We start from the raw sequence: 20441 nt of genomic DNA, 5'->3' as shown, positions 1-20441 counted from the left end.
TTCCGCACTTTTTCAGGCGATGCTCGCGACCGTGGGCATCGCCTTGTTCTTGGGCTTTATCGCCTTGGGCACCTGGCAGGTCTACCGCCTGCAGTGGAAGCTGGACCTGATCGAACGGGTCGAGCGCCGGGTGCACAGCGCGCCCCAAGCGCTGCCCGCCCCGGCCAGCTGGTCCCAGCTCGATGCCAAGGCGGTGGAATACCAGCCCAGCAGCCTGCAAGGCCAGTGGCTGACCGACAAGACCGTGCTGACCCAGGCCGCCACCGCGCTGGGCTCGGGCTTTTGGGTGCTGACCCCTTTGCAGCAGGCCGATGGCAGCCAGGTGCTGGTCAACCGGGGCTTTGTGCCTGATGCCTTGCGCCGTGACTGGGCAGGCGGCCCGCAGCTGGCAGCTGCTACGCCAACGGACGAGGTCCGCGTGACGGGCCTGCTGCGCGCCACCGAGCCCAAGGGCGGCTTTCTGCGTGACAACGACCCGCAATCCCAGCGCTGGTTCTCCCGCGATGTGCAGGCCATTGCACAGGCCCAGGGCCTGACGCAGGTGGCACCCTTCTTCATCGATGAAGGCCTGCCCGATGGCAGCGCCGAGCTGGTGGGCGAGCAAAAGCGCAGCAGCGCCAGCGACCTGCAAAGCCAGCAATGGCCACGCGCCGGTCTCACGCAGGTGCGCTTTGTCAACAACCACCTGGTCTATGCGCTGACCTGGTACGGCCTGGCACTGATGGTGGCAGGCGCGACCTGGCTGGTGCTGCGCAAACGCAAGCGCGCGCGTTAATCACCCTCAGACTTACCGGCGCCTGGCGGCGCTGGTAACACTGGCAGGCGCAAGGCCTGCCGACTGCGGCACAATCGCACGGTGCCACTGTCCATCCCCTCCCCCTTTCAGGTCACCCACACCACCGACCGCCAGAACATGCAGCTGCTGATCCAGCTGCGCTGGCTGGCCGTGGTGGGGCAGGTGGTCACCATCTCGCTGGTCCGCTGGGGCTTTGACATCTACCTGCCGCTGTACGAGATGCTGGCCGTGCTGGCCGGGCTGGTCATCACCAACCTGATCTGCATCTGGTGGCTGCGCTGGCGCCAGCACGATATCTCGTCGAGCGATCTGTTCGTGGCACTGCTCGCCGATGTCGGTGCGCTGAGCCTGCAGCTCTACCTCAGCGGCGGCGCCAACAACCCCTTCATCACGTTGTTCCTGCTGCAGGTCACGCTGGGGGCGGTACTACTCAAGCCCTTCTATGCCTGGGGCATTGTGGTGGTCACCGGCTGCTGCGCGGTGGCGCTGGCCTTTTTCTACCAGCCGCTGCAGATCATGAGCCACCGCAGCGGCGCGATGCACTCGCTGTACCTGCTGGGGCTGCTGATCAGCTTCGGGCTCAATGCGATCTTGCTGGTCTCGTTCATCAACCGCATCATGTCCAACCTGCAGCTGCGCGATACGCGCCTGGCGGACCTGCGCCAGCGCGCCGCCGAGGAAGAGCACATCGTGCGCATGGGCCTGCTGGCCAGCGGCGCAGCCCATGAGCTGGGCACGCCGCTGTCGACCCTGGCGGTGATTCTGGGCGACTGGCAGCGCATGCCCTCGATCGCGCAAGACAGCGAGCTGATGGAGGACCTGCACGAGATGGAGCACCAGGTGCAGCGCTGCAAATCCATCGTCACCGGCGTGCTGCTGTCGGCCGGTGAGACGCGAGGCGATGCGCCCGAGACCACCACCCTGGTCACCTTCATGGACCGCGTGGTGGCGCAGTGGCAAAGCCACCGCCAGCCCGGCAATTTTGTCTACCGCAAGCAGGTGGCACGCGACGTTCCCATCATCTCGGATACCTCGTTGCAACAGATGATTTTCAATGTGCTGGACAATGCACTGGAGGCCTCGCCAGATTTTGTCCAGCTGGTGGTGGAATGCCCCGCGCAGGACGACGCCCAGCTGGTGCTGCAGGTGACCGACAGCGGCCCGGGTTTCAAGAGCGAGATCCTGGCCCATCTGGGCAAGCCCTACCAGTCGACCAAACAACGCCCCGGCGGTGGCCTGGGCCTCTTTCTGGTGATGAATGTGGCCCGCTCGCTGGGCGGCCATGTCGAGGCCCGCAACCGCGAGCAGCACCTGGGCGGCGGTGCAGCTGTACGCATCAGCCTGCCGCTGGCCTCCATTGCCCTGGATGATGAACCACACCATGACCTCCACCCAAGAACGCCTGCTACTCCTGGTTGAAGACGATGCCGCTTTTGCCCGCACGCTGCGCCGCTCCTTTGAGCGCCGTGGCTACCGCGTGCTGCATGCCAGCAGCGCTGACGAGGTGGCCCAACTGCTGCAGACTGAGCGCCCGCAGTACGCGGTGATGGACCTGAAGCTGGCCGGCCATGCCTCGGGCCTGTCCTGCGTGCAGCTGCTGCATGCGCAAAACCCCGATGCGCTGATCGTCGTGCTCACCGGCTACGCCAGCATTGCCACCGCGGTCGAAGCCATCAAGCTCGGCGCCTGCCACTACCTGGCCAAACCGTCCAACACCGATGACATCGAAGCGGCCTTCAGCCGGGTCGAAGGCAGCACCGAGGTCGACCTGACTGCCGCCACGACCTCGATCAAAACGCTGGAGTGGGAGAAGATCCACGAGACCCTGGCCGAGACCGGCTTCAACATCTCCGAAACCGCACGCCGCCTGGGCATGCACCGCCGCACCCTGGCCCGCAAGCTGGAAAAGCACCACGTCCGTTGAACAGCGCTCAGGCAGCGTCCTCACAGGCCTGCACCAGCGCCTGCAATACCGGTGAGCGCTGCTTGCCCTGGCGCTGCAACAGCGAGAACTGCCGCCGCATCGGCGGCAACAGGCTGTGCAACACGGCCAGCTCGCCCCGGTCGATCCAGGGCTGGGCAATCACCCGCGACAGACAACTGATGCCCGCCCCCCGCGCAACGGCGGTGCAGATCGCCTCCGAGCTGCCCAGCACCGCCGCAATCGGCCATTCCCGCAACTGGGAGAGCACGCTGAACTCCACGGCCTCGCGCGTGCCCGACCCCTCCTCACGCAACAGCCAACGGCAGGCGCCCAGCTGCTGCGCGCTGACAGGGCCGTGGCCTGCTGCCGCCACCAGCGCATGGCCAGGCGCGGCAATCAGCACCAGCTCATCCTCGCGCCAGGGCTGGACCTCCAGTGCCGGCCAGTGGCTCACCCCTTCGATAAAGCCCAGGTCCACACTGGCCTCGCTGACCGCCTCGGCCACCTCGCGGGTATTGCCGATCACCACCTCAAACTGCACCTGGGCATAGCGCTGCATGAAGTCCGCCAGGATGGCCGGCAGCACATGGTTGGCAATGGTGGTGCTGGCCGCCAGCCGCAGCACCACGGGCGCCATGGGCTCGCTGTGCTGGGTGGCCTGCTCCAGCTGCAAGGCCAGCTCCAGCAAGGCCTGTGCTTGCGGCCACAGGCTGCGGCCCAGGTCGTTGAGCACCAGGCGCTTGCCGCTGCGCGCAAACAGCTGCGCGCCCAGGCCTGCCTCCAGCTGCTGCAGGGCGGCACTGACCGCCGACTGCGACAGGCCGATGGTCCGCGCCGCAGCGACGGTACTGCCGCTATGGGCAATGGCGCAGAAAACCTCCCACTGGCGCAGGCTGAGATGGAGCATGGTGAACAGAAACTCGGTCGGTTGATGGGCCTATATCTACCTATTTTATCGATAGAACTTAATCAAACAATCCGTTATACAGATATAAGAAGAATTTCTATAGTGACCCCATACCGCCCAGCAGCCTGCCGCTTCCGGCCCTGCCTGGGCCTCTGGAACCGCCCATGTCACTCGCCCACCTCCCCCTCCCCCGGCTGCGCCACGGCCACTGGCTCGATACCGCCAGACGCCTGGCGCCCGGCCTGCTGCTGTGCGCGGCCATTGCCTGGCTGGCCAGCGGGCTGGCGGCACTGCCCTGGTTTAGCAGCCATGGGCTGAGCGCGCTTACGGTGGCCATCGTCATCGGCATGCTGGTGGGCAATACCGTCTATGGCGCGGTACAGGCGCCGGCGGCAGCGGGGGTCGGGCTGTCCAAGCAGCAGCTGCTGCGCCTGGGCATCATCCTCTATGGCCTGCGCCTGACCTTCCAGGACATCGCCGCCGTGGGCCTGGCCGGAGTGCTGACCGATGCGCTGATGCTCATCAGCACCTTTGTGCTGGCGCAATGGCTGGGCCGGCGCTGGCTGGGGCTGGATGCACGCACCAGCATGCTGGTGGGCGCAGGCAGCGCCATCTGCGGCGCAGCGGCCGTGCTGGCCACGGCTCCGGTGGCCAAGGCGCGTGCCGATGATGTGGCGGTCGCGATTGCCACCGTGGTGGTCTTTGGCACGGTGGGCACCTTTCTGTACCCCGTGCTCTACCAATGGCTCGCACCCAGTCTGCAGATGACCGAGGCCGGCTATGGCCTCTGGGTCGGCTCGACGGTGCACGAGGTCGCCCAGGTCGTGGCGGCTGGCGGCGCCGTCAGCAGCAGCGCGGCCGATACTGCCGTGGTCGCCAAGATGGTGCGGGTGATGATGCTGGCCCCGTTTCTGATCGCGCTGTCGCTGTGGCTGGCCAGGCGCCCTGGCAGCGCTGCAGCGGTCCGGCAGCCGGCAGCCGGTGGCGCCGTGCAGGCCCGCCAGATCACCATTCCCTGGTTTGCGTTGGGCTTTGTCGCAGTCGCGGGCATCCATTCGCTGGGCGTCATCCCTGCGCAGGCGCTCGCCATCGGTGTGCAGTGGGACAACGCCTTGCTGACGATGGCGATGGCCGGCCTGGGGCTCACCACCCATGTGCGCGCCGTGCGGGCTGCGGGCATCAAGCCCTTGCTGCTGGGGCTGGTGCTGTTTGTCTGGCTGGTGCTGGGCGGGCTGGCGGTCAATACTTGGCTCTGAGCGTGTTGATGGCGCTGAGCGCTCATAAGCTCATACCCAAAAAATCGTTGGTCTGCCGCACAAAACTGCTACAACCGGGAGGCATATTTCTGCCCACAAAAAGGATTCCAACACCATGCGCATCGAGACATTGGCCGTTCACGCAGGCTATTCGCCCGACCTGACCACCAAGGCTGCGGCCGTGCCCATCTACCAAACGGTGGCCTACGCCTTTGACAGCGCGCAGCATGGCGCCGACCTGTTTGACCTGAAGGTGCCGGGCAATATCTACACCCGCATCATGAACCCGACCACCGATGTGCTGGAAAAGCGCGTGGCCGCGCTGGAAGGCGGCATTGCCGCGCTGGCACTGGCCTCGGGCATGGCAGCGATCACCGCAGCCATCCAGACCTTGGCCGAAGCGGGCGACAACATCGTCTCGGCCAGCACCTTGTATGGCGGCACCTACAACCTGTTTGCCCACACCTTTCCGCAGCAAGGCATCGAGGTGCGCTTTGCCGATCCGCGTGACCCGGCCAGCTTTGGCGCACTGATCGACGACAAGACCAAGGCCGTGTTCATCGAGTCCATCGGCAACCCGCTGGGCAATGTCACCGACATCCGCGCGCTGGCCGATGTGGCCCACCGCCATGGCGTGCCGCTGATCGTCGACAACACCGTGCCATCGCCCTACCTGCTGCGCCCCATCGAGCATGGCGCCGACATCGTCGTGCACTCGCTCACCAAGTACCTCGGCGGCCATGGCACCAGCGTCGGTGGCGCCATTGTCGACAGCGGCACCTTCCCCTGGGCGGAGCACAAGGCGCGTTTCAAGCGCCTCAACGAACCCGATGTGAGCTACCACGGCGTGGTCTATACCGAAGCGCTGGGCCCTGCGGCCTACATCGGCCGCGCGCGCGTGGTGCCGCTGCGCAATATGGGCGCGGCCATCTCGCCGCAGAACGCGTTCCAGATCCTGCAAGGCATCGAAACACTGGCGCTGCGCATGGACCGCATTTGCGAGAACACCCAGAAGATTGCCGAGACCCTGCAAAAGCACCCCAAGGTCGCCTGGGTGCGCTATGCGGGCCTGCCAGACCACCCGGACCATGCCATTCTGCAAAAGCAGTCGGGCGGCCGCGCCTCGGGTATTTTGTCGTTCAGCCTCCAGGCCGCCGATGGCGAAGGCCGTGCCGCAGGCGCCCGCTTTCTGGATGCTTTGCAGCTGTTCACGCGCCTGGTCAATATTGGCGATGCCAAATCACTGGCCACGCACCCGGCCTCGACCACCCACCGCCAGCTCGACAGTGGCGAGCTGGAGAAGGCCGGCGTCAGCGAAGGCATGGTGCGTCTGTCCGTCGGCATCGAGCATGTCGATGACCTGCTGGCCGATCTGGAGCAGGCGCTGGCCAAGGTCTGAGGGGCCGTCGCACGCAAAAAAAGAGCCGCTTGCAACAAGCGGCTCAATCACAGTGCTCTTTGATCCGTGGTCGGCTTCAGACCCCGTTTAGAAGCGGTAGCCCACACCGACACCCAGCAGCCAAGGATCGACCTTGAAGGTTCCCACCTTGGTGCCCGCCGAGCGCACATCGGTCTTGATGTAGACCTTCTTCACATCCACGTTGATCGACCAGTTCTTGTCGAGCATGTAGTCAAAGCCGATCTGCAGTGCGGCGCCAAAGCTGTTCTTCTTGATCGATGGATCGAGCGCGGCCTCAACCGCCGGTGCGAAGTTCACGTTCGAGAAGCGCGTGTAGTTCACACCAGCGCCCAGATAGGGCTTGAACGCGCCCATGTTGGTGAAGTGGTACTGCGCCAGCAGGCTGGGCGGCAGGTGCTTGAGCGTGCCGATCTTGGCGCCGTCAGAGCGCAGGTCGTGCTTTTGCGGGTAGGTCAGCACCAGCTCGGCCGCGATGTTGGGCGTGAAGAAGTAGGTCACATCCACTTCGGGAATGGTCTTGTCATTGATCGACAGACCCAGGCCGGTGGAGTCCTTGTTGGCGCTGTCCAGGTGCACCGCACGCAAACGCACTTGCCAGGGGCTTTGCGCCTCCTGCGCCATCGCGGCGCCCGACGCCATTGCACATACAGCCGCCGCTGCCAACATCATCTTTTTCATCATCATTGCCCTCGCTGCGATCTTGCTCGCATGGATTGAAAAGTAGCTGAAACGAGCCAGCATCTGCATGCCCGGCCAGCGCCAAGCGCCGGATAGGTGGGTGGCAGATCTGCCTGCTGTCCATGCCCTGCATCTTCTTCCTCTGCGCGCCAGGCGGCCCTGACCCAGATCAACGAGACAAAACATGCCATGAAAAAAGGCGGCCCGCTGTTGCGATGCCGCCTTGAGGTCTTACTGCAGCCGCATCCCAACGATGCGGCGCTGCTGCTGGTCAGTGCCCGCGCAGCTTGTGCCAGGCCTCCACCGCCAGCACCACCAGGCCACCAATGGCCGCGCCGACGGCCACATGCACCAGCGTCGGTGCCAGCAGGGCCACCACGCCGCCCATCGGCGTGACCGTGCTCTGCAGCCAGTGCTCGATCGGGCCGATGCCATGCACCAGCAAGCTGCCGCCCACCATGAACATCGCAGCCGTACCCACAATTGACAAACCGCGCATCAGCCAGGGCGTAAAAGCGATCAGGCCCCGGCCAAACGCCTTTGCGGCGGCACTGGTCTTGCGCATCAGCCACATGCCCACATCGTCCATGCGCACAATGCCGGCCACCAGGCCGTAGACAAACACGGTGATCGCCAGCGCCACAGCGACCAACACCACCAACTGCTCGGCAATCGGCTTGCTGGCGACGGTGCCCAGCGCAATCGCCATGATCTCGGCCGACAGAATGAAATCGGTCCGGACGGCACCCGCCACCTTGGCCTTTTCATAGGCCACCGGGTCCATGTTCTTCTCGTTGGCGGCCTTGACCGACGAAGGGGCTACACCCATTTGTGCAGCCTGCTCTGACTCCTTGACGGCGTCATGGGTGTGCTTGGGCTTGTGGAACAGGCTGAGCACCTTCTCCACCCCCTCAAAACACAGGAAAGCGCCGCCAATCATCAACAGCGGCGTGATCAGCCAGGGCGCAAAAGCACTGATCAGCAACGCTGCCGGCACCAGAATGGCCTTGTTCTTCAGTGAGCCCTTGGCCACCGCCCAGACCACCGGCAACTCCCGGTTGGCCTTGACGCCGGTTACCTGCTCGGCATTCAGCGCCAGGTCATCGCCCAGCACCCCCGCCGTCTTTTGCACCGCCACCTTGGTCTGCGTGGCCACATCGTCCAGGATGGCCGTGCTCTTGCCCGCAGCCGTCTTGGTCATCAGCGCCACATCGTCAAGCAAGGTCGCAATATCATCGAGCAACATCAATAAACCAGCACCAGCCATTACGCACTCCCTGTCTAAATTCGGTGGCAAATCATAGCGATTTCACAATGCAATGCCGTCTCAAGCCCCGTAAAACGGTGATTTCTACGTTTTGTTGGAGGTTGTTCACAAAACTTTATGCAGGCCTTGTCAACCACCTCAGCGCGCGGCCCGTTGTACACCCATCTACACCAGAAAGGTGAAAGGACTGAAATGACTGAAGTGTTTGCTATTTGGCCTGAAGACGAACGTGACCGTAAGCGTGCTCCTGCCCGCTTCTGATACCAGCGCAGCTTGCCAGCGGTTGAGCCAGAACTGAAACCCGGCACCCGCAGCGATTGCAGGCTCACTGATCTCTCTCACTTTAGCCCCGCTCTGCGGGGCTTTGTTTTGTCTGGCGCCGTCCTCCTACAGGGCCGCACACCAAAGCCCTCTGCCGTGGCAACCGCAGACGGCCTGCTTTTATACCGCCACCAGGTGCTCGTACAGAATCAGCGAGCCAATCGCGATCAGCACCACGCCACCCACCGCCTCTGCCCAGCGGCCGGTGATATGGCCCAGCACACGGCCCACCATCACCCCCAAGGTCACCATTGCAAAGGTCGCAAAGCCGATGCTCAGCGCGACCACGGTGATGTTCACATCCAGGAAAGCCAGGCCCACGCCAACCGCCATCGCATCAATGCTGGTGGCAAAGCCGGTGGCGACCAGCAGCCAGAAGCCATGGCGCGCCGGGCGGCCCATCTCGGGTTCATCGGCACTTTTGAAAGCGCCCAGCACCATGCGGCCACCCAGAACCAGCAGCAGCACAAAGGCAATCCAGTGGTCCCAGGCCTTCACATAATCGGCAGCGGCGTAGCCCAGCGCCCAGCCCACCAGCGGGGTGATGGCTTCGATGACACCAAAGATCAGGCCGGTGCGCAGCGCCTCGGACCAACGGGGTTTGACAAGGGCAGAGCCTTTGCCAATCGCCGCGGCAAAGGCATCGGTAGACATGGCAAGCGCCAACAGGGAAATGGAAGCAGCATTCATCGGAGGTTCTTCTGGGACAGTCGGGCATGAGCACAACGGCATGCCACCACTGCCCGACCGAGGTCGTGCTGGCATGCCGATGGTCTCGCCAACCGAAGAACGGATGTCTGCGCCACAGCATGCGAAATGCCGAGTATGTTGACGCAGACGCTTCCAGCGCGGAAGCAGGCTACTCCCCAAGGGAGCCCGCAGTCTAAACCTTGCGCAGCGCGTTGCGGCGCATGGCCCCAGAGGCGCCAGGCTCTTTAGAAATGGATCGCATTTCTGCCTGGTGCCCAAGCGTTGGTGCAGCGAAACGGCCGATAGCTACAGGCCGAAACAAGAGCAACCTCATGTACTCGCGCTGCTGCGATGCGCCCTCTGGCAGCGCCGGTAAACGCGTCTCCCAGGCAACAGCAACGGCGCCCTTTCAGGGTTGGCCCTAGTTCATTTTTAGACGCTTTGTATACACTTAATGTATGCATATGTGCACACAAAGCATAGCCATTGAGGCCCCGCTTCTCTGCTGCACATGCCATGCATGGACCCGCGCACATGACGAGACAAATCAGGCCGCCAGGCCGTTACTAAGGCGCACCTGGATGCGCCCGATCCAAGGATGTCAATGACCGATCTTGCAGCAGACCAGAACGCAGGCTTTGCCTTCAACCCCGCCCAGCAGCGGCCCGCGGCCACCACCGATTTGCCCGCTGGTGTATGCCCCTCGCTCTACAACAAGGACCTGGCACCCACCCGGAAAGACAGCCGGTCCTGGGGCGCTTACAGCCTGTTCACGCTGTGGGCCAATGATGTGCACAGCCTGGGCAACTATGCCTTTGCCATCGGCCTGTTTGCGCTGGGCCTGGGCGGCTGGCAGATTCTGACGGCGCTGATGATGGGCGCCGCACTGCTGTTTGTGCTGCTGACCTTGTCGGGCTTCATGGGCCCCAAGACGGGCGTGCCCTTTCCAGTGATGAGCCGCATCAGCTTTGGCACGCGGGGCGCGCAGATCCCGGCGCTGATCCGGGGCGGCGTTGCGATTGCCTGGTTCGGCATCCAGACCTACCTGGCCTCCAAGGTGCTCGATGTGCTGCTGATCACCCTCTTTCCCAGCCTGCAGGCGCTGCTGGCGCACCAGGTGCTGGGCCTGCCGGTGCTGGGCTGGATCAGCTTCAGCCTGCTGTGGGTGGTGCAGACGATGATTGCCTGCTGGGGCATGGAGAGCATCCACAAGTACGAGGCCTTTGCCGGCCCGGTGATTCTGGTGACCTTCATCTCGCTGGCCGGCTGGGTGCTGTACAGCTCGGGCGGCAAGATCCAGTGGACGGCGCCCCAGCCCAGCACCGGAGGGGCGATGTGGGTGCAGATCATGGGTGCGGCCTCGCTGTGGGTCGCCATCTATGGCACCTTTGTGCTCAATTTCTGTGACTTCACCCGGGGCGCCACCTCGCGCAGCGCCGTGGTCAAGGGCAACTTCTGGGGCATCCCCATCAACATGCTGATCTTCGGCCTGATCGTCGTCGTGCTGACCGGCGGCCAACTGGCCATCGATGGCACCCTGATCCTCAGCCCCACCGACATCGTCGAGAAGATCCCCAACAAGCCGCTGCTGATCCTGGCCAGCCTGTCGCTGCTGATCCTGACCATCGCCGTGAACCTGATGGCCAACTTTGTCGCCCCTGCGCTGGCCCTGGCCAACCTGCTGCCGCGCCAGCTCAACTTCCGCCGCGCGGCGCTGGTCAGCGCCATCCTGGGCTTTGTGATCCTGCCGTGGAACCTCTACGATTCGCCGCTGGTGATCCTGTATTTCCTCGGTGGCCTGGGCTCCTTCCTGGGCCCGCTGTTCGGCATCGTGATGGCCGACTACTGGCTGATCCGCAAGGAGCGCGTGCATGTGCCTGCACTGTACAGCGATGACCACCGTGGCCCTTACCATTACCACAACGGCGTCAACCGCCGCGCCATCCAGGCCCTGGTGCCCTCGGCACTGATTGCGCTGCTGTTCGCCTTTCTGCCGGCGCTGGAGTCGGTGTCCCATTTCTCCTGGTTCATTGCAGCCGGGCTCGGCGGCCTGTTCTACTGGCTGCTGACCCCCAAGGGCCAGCACTACGAAGACCAGGACGGCGAGGCCATTGCCGTGAACCATGCCCAACATTGAGACGGAGTTTTTTGCATGCGCATTCTGATCGTGAACGTCAACACCACCGAGAGCATGACCGAGGCCATTGGCGCCCAGGCGCGCCGGGCAGCGGCACCGGGCACCGAGATCGTCGCCCTCACCCCGCGTTTTGGCGCCGAGTCGGTGGAGGGCAATTTTGAGAGCTACCTCTGCGCTGTCGGTGTGATGGATGCGGTCATGCGCTATGACCAGCCCTTTGATGCCGTCATCCAGGCCGGCTACGGCGAGCATGGCCGCGAAGGCCTGCAAGAGCTGCTGGAAGTGCCGGTGGTGGACATCACCGAGGCAGCGGCATCGACGGCCATGTTCCTGGGCCACAAATACGCCGTGGTCACCACCCTGGACCGGGCCGTGCCGCTGATCGAAGACCGTCTCAAGCTGGCCGGTCTGGATGCGCGCTGCGCCTCGGTGCGCGCCAGCGGCATGGCCGTGCTGGAGCTGGAGAGCCAGCCCGAGCGCGCGGTCGATGCCATCGTGCAGCAGGCGGCCAAGGCTGTTGAAGAAGACCATGCCGAGGTGATCTGCCTGGGCTGCGGCGGCATGGCCGAGCTCGAAGACAAGGTGCGCAGCCGCACCGGCGTGCCGGTGGTCGATGGCGTGGCTGCAGCGGTGACGATTGCCGAATCGCTGGTACGCCTGGGCCTCAAGACCTCCAAGGTGCGCACCTATGCACCGCCGCGCGCCAAGCGGATTACCGGCTTTCCGCTGCCCGATTCGCTGGGCCGCTGAACGTCTTCAACCACCCCTCCCTGTTTACTCCAACCGCCCTGCTCCGCAGGGCTTTTTTCTGGCCGCTGTTGGCCGCTGCTGTCCTTTATTGGCTGGTCTTGAAGCCCTGGGTCGCCGCCCAGGCGGCCACATCATCGCGGCGGATCGCAGCGGCCATCAGTTGCGGGAAGGCGTCCGGCGTGCAGGCAAAGGAAGGCACGCCCAAGGCGGCCAGCTTCGCCGCCAGTGCGGCATCGTAAGCGGGGGCACCTTCGTCGCTCAGCGCCAGCAAGGTGATGAACTGCACGCCCGACTCCACCAGCTCATGGGCGCGGCGCAGCAGGCCTGACTCCACGCCCCCCTCGTACAGGTCCGAGATCAGCACCAGGATGGTGTTGCGCGGCTCGCTGATCAGGCTCTGGCAATAACCCACGGCGCCATTGATGTCAGTGCCGCCGCCCAGCTGCACGCCAAACAGCACATCGACCGGGTCGTCGAGCTTCTCGGTCAGATCCACAACCGCCGTGTCAAACACCACCAGCTTGGTCGCGACCGCAGGCAGGCTGGCCATCACCGCACCAAAGATGCTGGAATAGACCACCGAGTTGGCCATGGAGCCGCTTTGGTCGATGCACAGAATCACTTCGCGCTGCGGGCGGCGCGCCTTGCGGCCATAGCCGATCAAGGTCTCGGGAACGATGGTCTTGTACTCGGGCTGCCAATGGCGCAGGTTGGCGCGTATTGTGCGGTTCCAGTCGATCTCGGCATGGCGCGGGCGGCGGTTGCGCTGGCTGCGGTCCAGCGCGCCGGCCACGGCACTGCGCATCGGCTCTTCGAGCTTTTTCATGAGCTCGTCCACGACCTTGCGCACCACCAGGCGCGCGGTGGCCTTGGTGTTTTGCGGGATGACCGAACCCAGCGACATCAGGTTGGCCACCAGGTGTACATCGGGTTGCACGTTCTCCAGCATCTCGGGTTGCAGCAGCAACTCGCGCAGCTGCAGGCGCTCCATCGCGTCGCGCTGCATCACCTGCACCACCTGGCTCGGAAAGTACTTGCGGATATCGCCCAGCCAGCGCGACACCGACGGCGAAGAATTGCCCCGGCCACCCTTGCGTGGGCCCAGCTGGCTGTCGCCCTCGTAGAGCGCGGCCAGCGCCTGGTCCATCTCCTGCAGGCGCCCGCCCACGGTCCCGCAGCTGGCATCGGCTGGGCTGCCCAGCACCATGCGCCAGCGTTGCAAGCGGGTGGTTGGCTGCAGCGCCTCTGCCGCGTCGGCGGCCAGGGTTTGGCTATCGTTTTGCGCCGGGCCTGGCGCGGAATGGGTGGCATTCGTCATCGTCATCACTCCAGCGTGGGGGCGTCGTTGCGGGGGGCCGAGGCAGCGGCTATCTGCGCCAGCAACTCGGGCGGCAGCTCCAGCCCCAGCAAGGTGTTGAGCAGCGGCAGCGCCAGCACGGCGCGCGCCTCGTCCCAGGGCGAATGGTCATCCCCCGCAGCCAACGCAGCAGGCGCGGCAGCACCGGCCACCGGCGCGCGCCGGGCCTTGTCGCCCAGGCTCTGGCGCTCATGCTTGCTGAAGTGGGCAAAACTGCGCCGCACCAGCGGCAAGATCTGTGCAAACTGCACTTCGCCCAGTCCGGCCAGCCAGGCATCGACGGCGCCCCAAATCGCCTCGTCGTGCAGCAGCACCAGCGCCTGCTGGTTCAAAAAGCCATCCAGCCAGGCGGCCACATCCAGCGGCGCCGCGCCCAGCGACAGGTTGCGGTTGAACTGCAGCACCACCTCGGCGCTGTCCAGCAGGTGCTCGTCCAGCAGCAACCGGCAGGCCATGCCGCGCAGCAAGGCCGCAGCGGCATCGCCCATCGCCAGGCTGCGCAGCGCAGCGCGCCAGGCGTCCACGGCGGCCTGGGCATCGGTGCCGCGCAGGCGCAGTGCCTCGTGCGCGGCCAGCACCTTGCCCTTCATCGCCGCAGCAGCCTCTTCGTCCATCGCCATGCAGGCCACTGGCAAGCCAATGGCTGCGCGCAGCACCAGCGAATCGATGACCGTGGCCAGCAGGGCGGTATCGGTCTGGCGCACGCTGCCATAGCGGTACACATTGGCCAGTGGCGGCAGGGTCTGCAGCAACTGGGCCACATCACCGGTGGTGGCCGCGCGATCAGCCAACGTGGCAATCAGCGACTCGACCAGCTGCGGCAGGTTCGCCAGCAGCGCGTCGTCAATCGCCTGTGCAATCTCGGGCAAGGGGGTATCGGGCGAGAGGCTGGCGCGCAGGCGCGCGGTGGCGGCCTGCGCCACGGTGGCGCCATGCACGCTGGCCTCGATGATGCACACGGCCAGCTCCGGCTCCCACTGCATCTGCCAGCTCTCGCGGAAGGTGCCGCGGTTGCGCTGCGCATCGGCGGCGCGGGTGCCCCAGCCAATGCCCAACAAACGCAGGCGGTGCAGAAAATGGCTGCGCGCCAGGTCGGTCTCCTTGCGCAGATCCAAGGCCAGCAGCTTGCTGGCTGCCTCGGGCTTCATGCGCAGCGATTTCTGCTGCTGCTCGATATCGCGCTGCAACGGCACCTGCGGCACATCGGCGGGCACCGTGCCCAGCACATGGCCGACGGTCAGCTCGTCGTCGATCAGGTTCAGCGGCGCGGTCTCGCCCATGCAGACCACCGTGACGATGGCCTCGTTGATCTCCTGCAATCCCGGTATCGGCTGGCCGCGCATGGCAGCCAGGCCTTCGGCCAAGCGGGTGGCCTCGATGATGTGGGCGCTGGAGCAGTCCAGGTCCTTGTCGCGCAGCAGCCGTGCCACGCGGGTCAGCCAGCCTGCGGTGCGCAATGTGGCGGCATCGCGGGCGCTGCGCGCAGGCACGGGCAGACCTTCTGCCACTTGCTGGGCTAACGCCGCATCGGCCCGGTAGCACTGCCACAGGTGCTCGTACCAGCCCGGCGAGGTGACGCCTGCGCCATAGCCGCTGCGGCTGGCCAGGTTGCGGTAGGTCCAGGGCGCCCAGGTCGCCAGCACCTTGGCCTTGGGCAGGCCCTTGAGCACGGCGCTGTCGGCCTTGGCAGTGGTGCTTTGCTGCAGCGCCGGCACATGCCAGGCGCCGCAGACCACCGCAATGCGCTGGTAGCCCGCCTTGACCGCCTCGCGGATGCACTGGCGCATATGCGCCTCCCGCTGGGCCTCGCGCAGCACATGGTGGGGGCCGCGCCAGGCCTCGCCCTCGTCGCCCAGTTCGCTGCGCACCGCCGTCATCGCCTCGTTGATGCTGGTAAACAGCGCTTCGCTGTTGCCGCGCTCTTCCACCAGGCGGTTCCACCAGCTCTCGCCATCCTCAAAGCCGGCCGCATGGGCGAGCCAGTCGAACGGGTCGCGCATCGGCGCCTGCGGGGGCGCAGTGGTATCCGCTGCATCGCTGTCCACATCCGCGGCCGGGGCCGTGTCGGCGCTGGGCTCGGCGGCATCGCCTGGCGCCTCGTCCGCTGCGTCCACCGCATCGTCCTCGCCCTCTTCGCCATCAACGTCTTGCGCAGGCTCCGGCTTTTTCAGCGCCTGGCGCCGTGCCCAGTCCTGGGCCATCGCATGGGTTTGGGGCAGGTCGATAAAGCGAGTGGCCACCCCCTGCGCGCTCGCCCATTGCAGCGCCTGCCACTCGGGCGAGAACTCGGCAAAGGGGTAGAACGCCGCCTGGCTGGGCTCGTCCTGCATGTACACCAGCATGGCCACTGGCGGACGCAGCTCGGCACTGCGCAGCATCGGCAGCAGGGCCTCGCCCTCGGGCGGGCCTTCCACCAGCAGGCAGTCGGGCTGCAGTTGCGCCAGCGCTTGCACCAGGCTGCGCGCACAGCCCGGGCCGTGGTGGCGAATGCCAAAGAAATGGACGTTGTCAGCAGAAGTGGCCATGGGCTCGGTCAGCGTTGTCGGGGGCAGAAGAAGAACGGTGTCAGCGGCTTAGATTTGCTCGCGGCAGGCGCGGTAGAGATCCTTCCACTCCGCGCGCTCCTTCACCACCGTCTCCAGGTATTCCTTCCAGACCACGCTGTCCTGCACCGGGTCCTTGATGACGGCGCCCAGCAGGCCGGAGGCGACATCGTGCGCACGCAGCACGCCATCGCCAAAATGGCCGGCCAGCGCCATGCCGCTGTTGATCACCGAGATCGCTTCGGCGGTCGACAAGGTGGAGCTGGGCGACTTGATGCGCACGGTCTTGCCGTCTTCGGTCTGGCCATTGCGCAGCTCGCGGAAGATCTGCACGACGCGGCGCACTTCTTCCAGCGCCGGGGCCTCGGCAGGCAGCTGCAGCGCGCGGCTTTGCTCGCCCACGCGCTTGGTGACGATCTGCACCTCCTCATCCTGCGACGCAGGCACAGGCAGCACGACGGTGTTGAAGCGGCGCTTCAACGCGCTGGAGAGTTCGTTGACGCCCTTGTCGCGGTTGTTGGCCGTGGCGATCACCGAGAAGCCGGCGACGGCCTGGAATTCGGTCGAGAGCTCGGGCACCGGCAAGGTCTTTTCGGACAGCACGGTGATCAGGGTGTCCTGCACATCGGCAGGGATGCGGGTCAGCTCTTCGATGCGGGCGATCTTGCCCAGCTTCATCGCATGTACCAGCGGGCTGGGGATCAGCGCCTTTTCCGACGGGCCGTGGGCCAGCAGCTGGGCATAGTTCCAGCCATAGCGCAGCTGCTCTTCGCTGGTGCCGGCCGTGCCCTGGATCAGCATGGTCGAGTCGCCACTCACTGCCGCCGACAGATGCTCGGACACCCAGGACTTGGCGGTGCCGGGCACCCCGTACAGCAACAGTGCGCGGTCGGTGGCCAGCGTGGAGACGGCAATCTCCATCAGACGCGGACTGCCGATGTACTTGGCGCTCACTTCAAAACCATTGCTCAGCGTGCCGCCCATCAGGTACTGCAGCACGGCCCAGGGCGAGAGCTTCCAGTTCGGTGGACGCGGACGGTCATCGGCCTTTTGCAAGGCATCCAGTTCTTCGGCAAATTGCTGCTCGGCGTGCTGGCGGAGTACTTGGCTCATGGTGTGCTTCCGGTAGAGATCAAAAGGTTCGTGGTGGGCGCCATCAGGCGATTCGGGCCGCTTGCAGCGCCAGGCGCAGATCGACAATGCGGTTGAGTTGGGCGAGCACCTGCTCGTCATCCCAGGGGCGCAGGCGCGAGCGCTCCAGGCGCGCCTGCTGCTCCTGTTGGAGCTTGGCGATGTCGGCCTCGCCGCTGCCTTCGGGCACCACCAGTGCGCTAGCGTCGTCGGACGCCACGGGCTCGGCGGGCGCTGCCGCAGGTGGCGCACGCCACAGCTGCGCAAAGCGCTCCAGGTCGCCCGCCTGCAGGCGGCGTGCGCAGGCAAGAATCGCATGGTCTGCCTGCCAGCTGTGCCAGTTGCCCGCAGGCTGGCGCGACTGCAAGGTGCCGAGCAAGGCCTCGAGCAACCAGCGGGACATCGCAGGCGACAGCAACTCGGTGCGGCCCATGCCCTCGTCGATGCGGTGGATGGCCTCGATGAATGCGCTCTTGCCCAGCTTGGCCTGCAGCTGTGCCAGCCACTGGGTTTCGCGTTCTTCGGCGCTCAGCTCGGCCATCAGCAGCGGCAGCACATCGCTGCTGCGCGAGTCGCTCTCCATGCTCTGGATCAGTGGCAGCCAGCGCACATCGCACTGGGCGCGCAACGCCGCGATCCAGCCCTGGCGCAGCGCGCTTTTCCAGTCGCTGCGCCGGCTCCATTCCCACAGCTGCTCGGGCGTCTTGTTCAGTTGCTGGTGCCAGAAATCGAGGGGCGTGAGCTCCACCAGCTGCTGCAGCCACCAGGCGCGATGGCCCTTGATATAGGCGGGCGGCTGCAAAGTGACGCCGTCGCGCTCCCAGTCCTTGTGGCCTTCCTGCGGTGGCTCGATCTGCCACTCGCCCTGGGCATCCTGGCTCAGCATGGCCTGCAGCGCGGCGCCCATGCGCTGGCTGTGCGGGCTGTGCGACAGGCGCGCGAGCAGGCTGGCGGCCGATTCGCGCACCTCCTTGCTGCGGTCGCCGAGCAGCTTTTCCAGCAAGGCCTCATCGTCTGCCGACAGTCCGCGCGCCAGGCTCTGCACCATCGGTGCGCGTTCGCGGGCACCCAGCTCCTTGAGGCTGGCTTCCAGCCGCGCGCGGGCGCCTGCCGGGTCCGTGGCACGCTGCTGCTGCAGCAAGGCCACGCGCTGCTCCAGCGAGCCTTCCTGCCAGATCTGCTCGGCATCGGCTGTCTCTTGCACGCCATGCGCATAGGCCCACTGCGGGTTCTGGGCGGCCAGCCAGCGGCCGCGCTCGCCCAGCACCGGGGTCAGCCACTGGCGCAGCTCGACCGATTGGCGGCCTTGGTGCAGCGCATCCACCAACAGCGCATAAGGCAGGCGCTGGCCGGCTTCATCGAGGCTGGCCAAGGCCAGCGCGAGCAGCTCGGGCGCATTGCCCTGCAGCACCTCGCCCAGCAACCGCAACAGCGGCTCGCCCTGCGGCGCCGGGCGCGATTCAGCGGCCGGTGGTGGCAAAGCGGCAGTTGCCACCGTCGCAGCGGGTTGCGCGGGGCGCCAACCGGCCCGCTCCAGCACCGCCGCCACCGCGGTGGCGCGCAGCAACTGCTGCGCCTTGCTGTCTGCCGGTTGCAGCAAAGCCGCCTGCAGCGCCTGCTGGCTGGCGGGCGCCGTGCGGTCGATGCCCTGGGTAAAGATGGCTGGCAGCGCCAGCCGCTCGGCGCCGACGAGCGCCGATTGCTGCAGCGCAGCCCAAAGATTTGCATGGCTCACAGCACTTCACCCCGGTTCTGCCAGATGTTGGTCCACGGCGCCTGGCCATCGCCGGCCTGCCAGGCACTGAGCAGGCGCCAGCGCCCTGATGGCTGGCCGCCCTCCCATTCGCCAAACAGCGCCATCGGCGCGCCTCCACCGAGCGCCTGCAGCTGCCAGGCATGGTCATCGGCCACGGCCAGCGGCACCAGCGCGGCGGCCGCGTCCCCTTGCGGCCAGACCGCATACCACTGGCCCGCGCTGACCTGCAGACGCGCCTGGCCGCACCACAGCGGCTGCACCGGCTGCAAGGGATTGGCGGCAATGCGCCGGCTCAGCTGCGCCAACGCATCGCGCCATGCGCCCTCGCCCAACGGGGCGCCAGCGCCGGGCGCCAGCAGTTCGATATCAGCCCCCGCGATGGCGCGCGGCGGTGCCTGGCCGGGGTAGAAATGCAGGCTGCCCCGGTAGCTTTGCGCCGGCACCCAGGCGGTCTCAAAACCACGCCCGCCCTGGGCGTAATCCAGCAACCAGGCGATGCGCCCGCTGTGCTGGCCCTGCAGCCATACGCGGCGCTCCAGCAGCCGGCCCTCGCGTTCGATCTGGCGCAGGCCCACGACCAACCAGTCGTCGGCCAGCGCCTCGCCCCGTGCCTGCACCTCGGCCTTGTCCATCGGCCAGCCCAGCGCGGCCATCACATCGGCACGGGTTTCGGCGCTCAGCGCATCGCGGCGTGCCACCGCATCAGCCAGCAGTTGCCAATGTCCCAGCTGCACCAGCAGGTCACGCGACCATTGGGGGTGGCTGTCCACCAGCTCCCAGGCGTCCTTGATGCGGGCGGCCATGCCGCTGGCCTGCGCATCGACCATGCGCGCGGCCATGGTGTTCCAGTGCTGGCGCGCCTGCTGGTCGCCCGAGAGGTTGGCCAGGCCGTTGCGCAGCATGTCCTGCATCCACAGTTGCAGCTCCTGCATGCCGGCGGCCACCTTGTCCCAGCGCTTGTCGTCACGTTTGGCTTGCTGCTTGGCCAGCAGCGCGGGATCGGCCGGGGGCGCTGCGGCAATGGCAGCGGCCTTGGCTTCTTTTTTCTCGGCTTTTTCAGCGCGGCTGTCCAGCCAGGCGCTGACCCAGGCGGGTGGCTCGGCGTTGTCGGCCACCTGGCCGGCAGCGCGCAGCAGCATCAGCGCCAGGCCATGTTTGCAGGGGAACTTGCGGCTCGGGCAAGAGCACTTGAACGACGGCCCGCTCAGGTCGACCTGGGTCTGGTAGGGCTTGGAGCCGCTGCCCTGGCATTCGCCCCAGGCTGCCGTTTCGTTGCAGCCCAGGCTGGGCCATTTGCTGGGGTTCTTCAACCCTTGTGCCGCCTTGGTGGAAGAGGCATCCGGGGACAGCGCCACCACCTCGGCTTCGGTTGCTAAGACAGGTGACAAACCGCCTCCCCTTCCGTTCAATCTGTTAGTTACCCGCTATATGTGTTTATTAGTCGCGGCAACGGAGATTGTAGGCAGGGTCGAAGACGAAATGAGGCAAGACGGGCCCCCGGCCCGCCT

At 65.9% G+C, this 20441-nt stretch carries 16 protein-coding genes and 1 riboswitch; of the genes, 7 read left to right on the top strand and 9 right to left on the bottom strand.

The genetic code is table 11. The features are described 5' to 3' along the window. Positions 1 to 19 precede the first annotated feature (19 nt). From ACCQ08_RS22230 to ACCQ08_RS22220, 3 genes are all read left to right on the top strand, one after another. Entirely contained in the window at positions 20 to 775 is a 756-nt protein-coding gene (locus ACCQ08_RS22230; protein ID WP_373451023.1) for an SURF1 family protein, read from the top strand. Between the two features lie 81 nt (positions 776 to 856). Then, complete coding sequence (locus ACCQ08_RS22225) at positions 857 to 2215, top strand: ATP-binding protein (RefSeq protein ID WP_312460258.1); 1359 nt, start codon at positions 857 to 859, stop codon at positions 2213 to 2215. Further along, positions 2178 to 2720, top strand: a complete 543-nt coding sequence (locus ACCQ08_RS22220) for a response regulator transcription factor (protein ID WP_239808726.1) — start codon at positions 2178 to 2180, stop codon at positions 2718 to 2720. The genes ACCQ08_RS22225 and ACCQ08_RS22220 overlap by 38 nt, the downstream gene beginning before the upstream one ends. 7 nt (positions 2721 to 2727) lie before the next feature. Here the strand turns inward: ACCQ08_RS22220 and ACCQ08_RS22215 are convergent, their stop codons facing one another. Continuing rightward, on the bottom strand, positions 2728 to 3627 hold the full coding sequence (locus ACCQ08_RS22215) for a LysR family transcriptional regulator (RefSeq protein ID WP_312415446.1): 900 nt from the start codon (positions 3625 to 3627) through the stop codon (positions 2728 to 2730). Between the two features lie 164 nt (positions 3628 to 3791). Between ACCQ08_RS22215 and ACCQ08_RS22210 the strand changes: the two genes are divergently transcribed. Both ACCQ08_RS22210 and ACCQ08_RS22205 read left to right on the top strand, forming a co-directional pair. Continuing rightward, positions 3792 to 4883, top strand: coding sequence for a YeiH family protein (locus tag ACCQ08_RS22210; protein WP_373451022.1), 1092 nt, complete (start codon positions 3792 to 3794; stop codon positions 4881 to 4883). Positions 4884 to 4998: 115 nt separating this feature from the next. Continuing rightward, positions 4999 to 6282 carry an O-acetylhomoserine aminocarboxypropyltransferase/cysteine synthase family protein gene (locus tag ACCQ08_RS22205; RefSeq protein WP_373451021.1) on the top strand — a complete coding sequence of 428 codons (1284 nt, stop codon included), beginning with the start codon at positions 4999 to 5001 and terminating at the stop codon, positions 6280 to 6282. Between the two features lie 87 nt (positions 6283 to 6369). Here the strand turns inward: ACCQ08_RS22205 and ACCQ08_RS22200 are convergent, their stop codons facing one another. The 3 genes from ACCQ08_RS22200 to mntP form a co-directional block, all read right to left on the bottom strand. Beyond that, the gene (locus ACCQ08_RS22200; RefSeq protein ID WP_230773008.1) at positions 6370 to 6981 is read right to left on the bottom strand and encodes an OmpW family protein; all 612 of its coding nucleotides are present in this window, start codon (positions 6979 to 6981) and stop codon (positions 6370 to 6372) included. 271 nt (positions 6982 to 7252) lie between these two features. Further along, positions 7253 to 8248 carry a DUF808 domain-containing protein gene (locus ACCQ08_RS22195; RefSeq protein WP_313333016.1) on the bottom strand — a complete coding sequence of 332 codons (996 nt, stop codon included), beginning with the start codon at positions 8246 to 8248 and terminating at the stop codon, positions 7253 to 7255. 441 nt (positions 8249 to 8689) lie between these two features. Further along, a complete protein-coding gene (gene mntP, locus ACCQ08_RS22190) occupies positions 8690 to 9259 on the bottom strand; it encodes a manganese efflux pump MntP (protein WP_312415422.1) in 570 nt (189 codons plus the stop codon). A 17-nt stretch (positions 9260 to 9276) separates the two neighbouring features. Beyond that, a riboswitch (yybP-ykoY riboswitch) is annotated at positions 9277 to 9442 on the bottom strand. 421 nt (positions 9443 to 9863) lie between these two features. Between mntP and ACCQ08_RS22185 the strand changes: the two genes are divergently transcribed. Together ACCQ08_RS22185 and ACCQ08_RS22180 are read left to right on the top strand one after the other, a co-directional pair. Further along, positions 9864 to 11396: an NCS1 family nucleobase:cation symporter-1 gene (locus ACCQ08_RS22185; protein ID WP_373451020.1), complete on the top strand. Its 1533-nt coding sequence runs from the start codon at positions 9864 to 9866 to the stop codon at positions 11394 to 11396. A gap of 15 nt (positions 11397 to 11411) precedes the next feature. Then, on the top strand, positions 11412 to 12146 hold the full coding sequence (locus tag ACCQ08_RS22180) for an aspartate/glutamate racemase family protein (RefSeq protein ID WP_021027627.1): 735 nt from the start codon (positions 11412 to 11414) through the stop codon (positions 12144 to 12146). A gap of 85 nt (positions 12147 to 12231) precedes the next feature. Here ACCQ08_RS22180 and ACCQ08_RS22175 read toward each other — a convergent pair whose 3' ends face one another. From ACCQ08_RS22175 to ACCQ08_RS22155, 5 genes are all read right to left on the bottom strand, one after another. Next, a complete protein-coding gene (locus ACCQ08_RS22175; RefSeq protein ID WP_373451047.1) occupies positions 12232 to 13353 on the bottom strand; it encodes a VWA domain-containing protein in 1122 nt (373 codons plus the stop codon). 116 nt (positions 13354 to 13469) lie between these two features. Continuing rightward, positions 13470 to 16028, bottom strand: coding sequence for a DUF5682 family protein (locus tag ACCQ08_RS22170; protein WP_373451019.1), 2559 nt, complete (start codon positions 16026 to 16028; stop codon positions 13470 to 13472). A gap of 48 nt (positions 16029 to 16076) precedes the next feature. Further along, complete coding sequence (locus ACCQ08_RS22165) at positions 16077 to 17159, bottom strand: AAA family ATPase (RefSeq protein WP_312415408.1); 1083 nt, start codon at positions 17157 to 17159, stop codon at positions 16077 to 16079. 43 nt (positions 17160 to 17202) lie between these two features. Further along, positions 17203 to 18912 carry a DUF5691 domain-containing protein gene (locus tag ACCQ08_RS22160; RefSeq protein ID WP_373451018.1) on the bottom strand — a complete coding sequence of 570 codons (1710 nt, stop codon included), beginning with the start codon at positions 18910 to 18912 and terminating at the stop codon, positions 17203 to 17205. Further along, entirely contained in the window at positions 18909 to 20321 is a 1413-nt protein-coding gene (locus ACCQ08_RS22155; protein WP_373451017.1) for an SWIM zinc finger family protein, read from the bottom strand. Before ACCQ08_RS22155 ends, ACCQ08_RS22160 begins: the two co-directional genes overlap by 4 nt. Between the last annotated feature and the right edge of the window lie 120 nt (positions 20322 to 20441).

Origin of the sequence: Comamonas sp. SY3, assembly GCF_041730275.1 — a bacterium.
Lineage (GTDB): Bacteria > Pseudomonadota > Gammaproteobacteria > Burkholderiales > Burkholderiaceae_C > Comamonas > Comamonas sediminis.
Note: the sequence above shows the minus strand (reverse complement) of the source record. Positions and strands in the feature narration are given on the sequence as shown.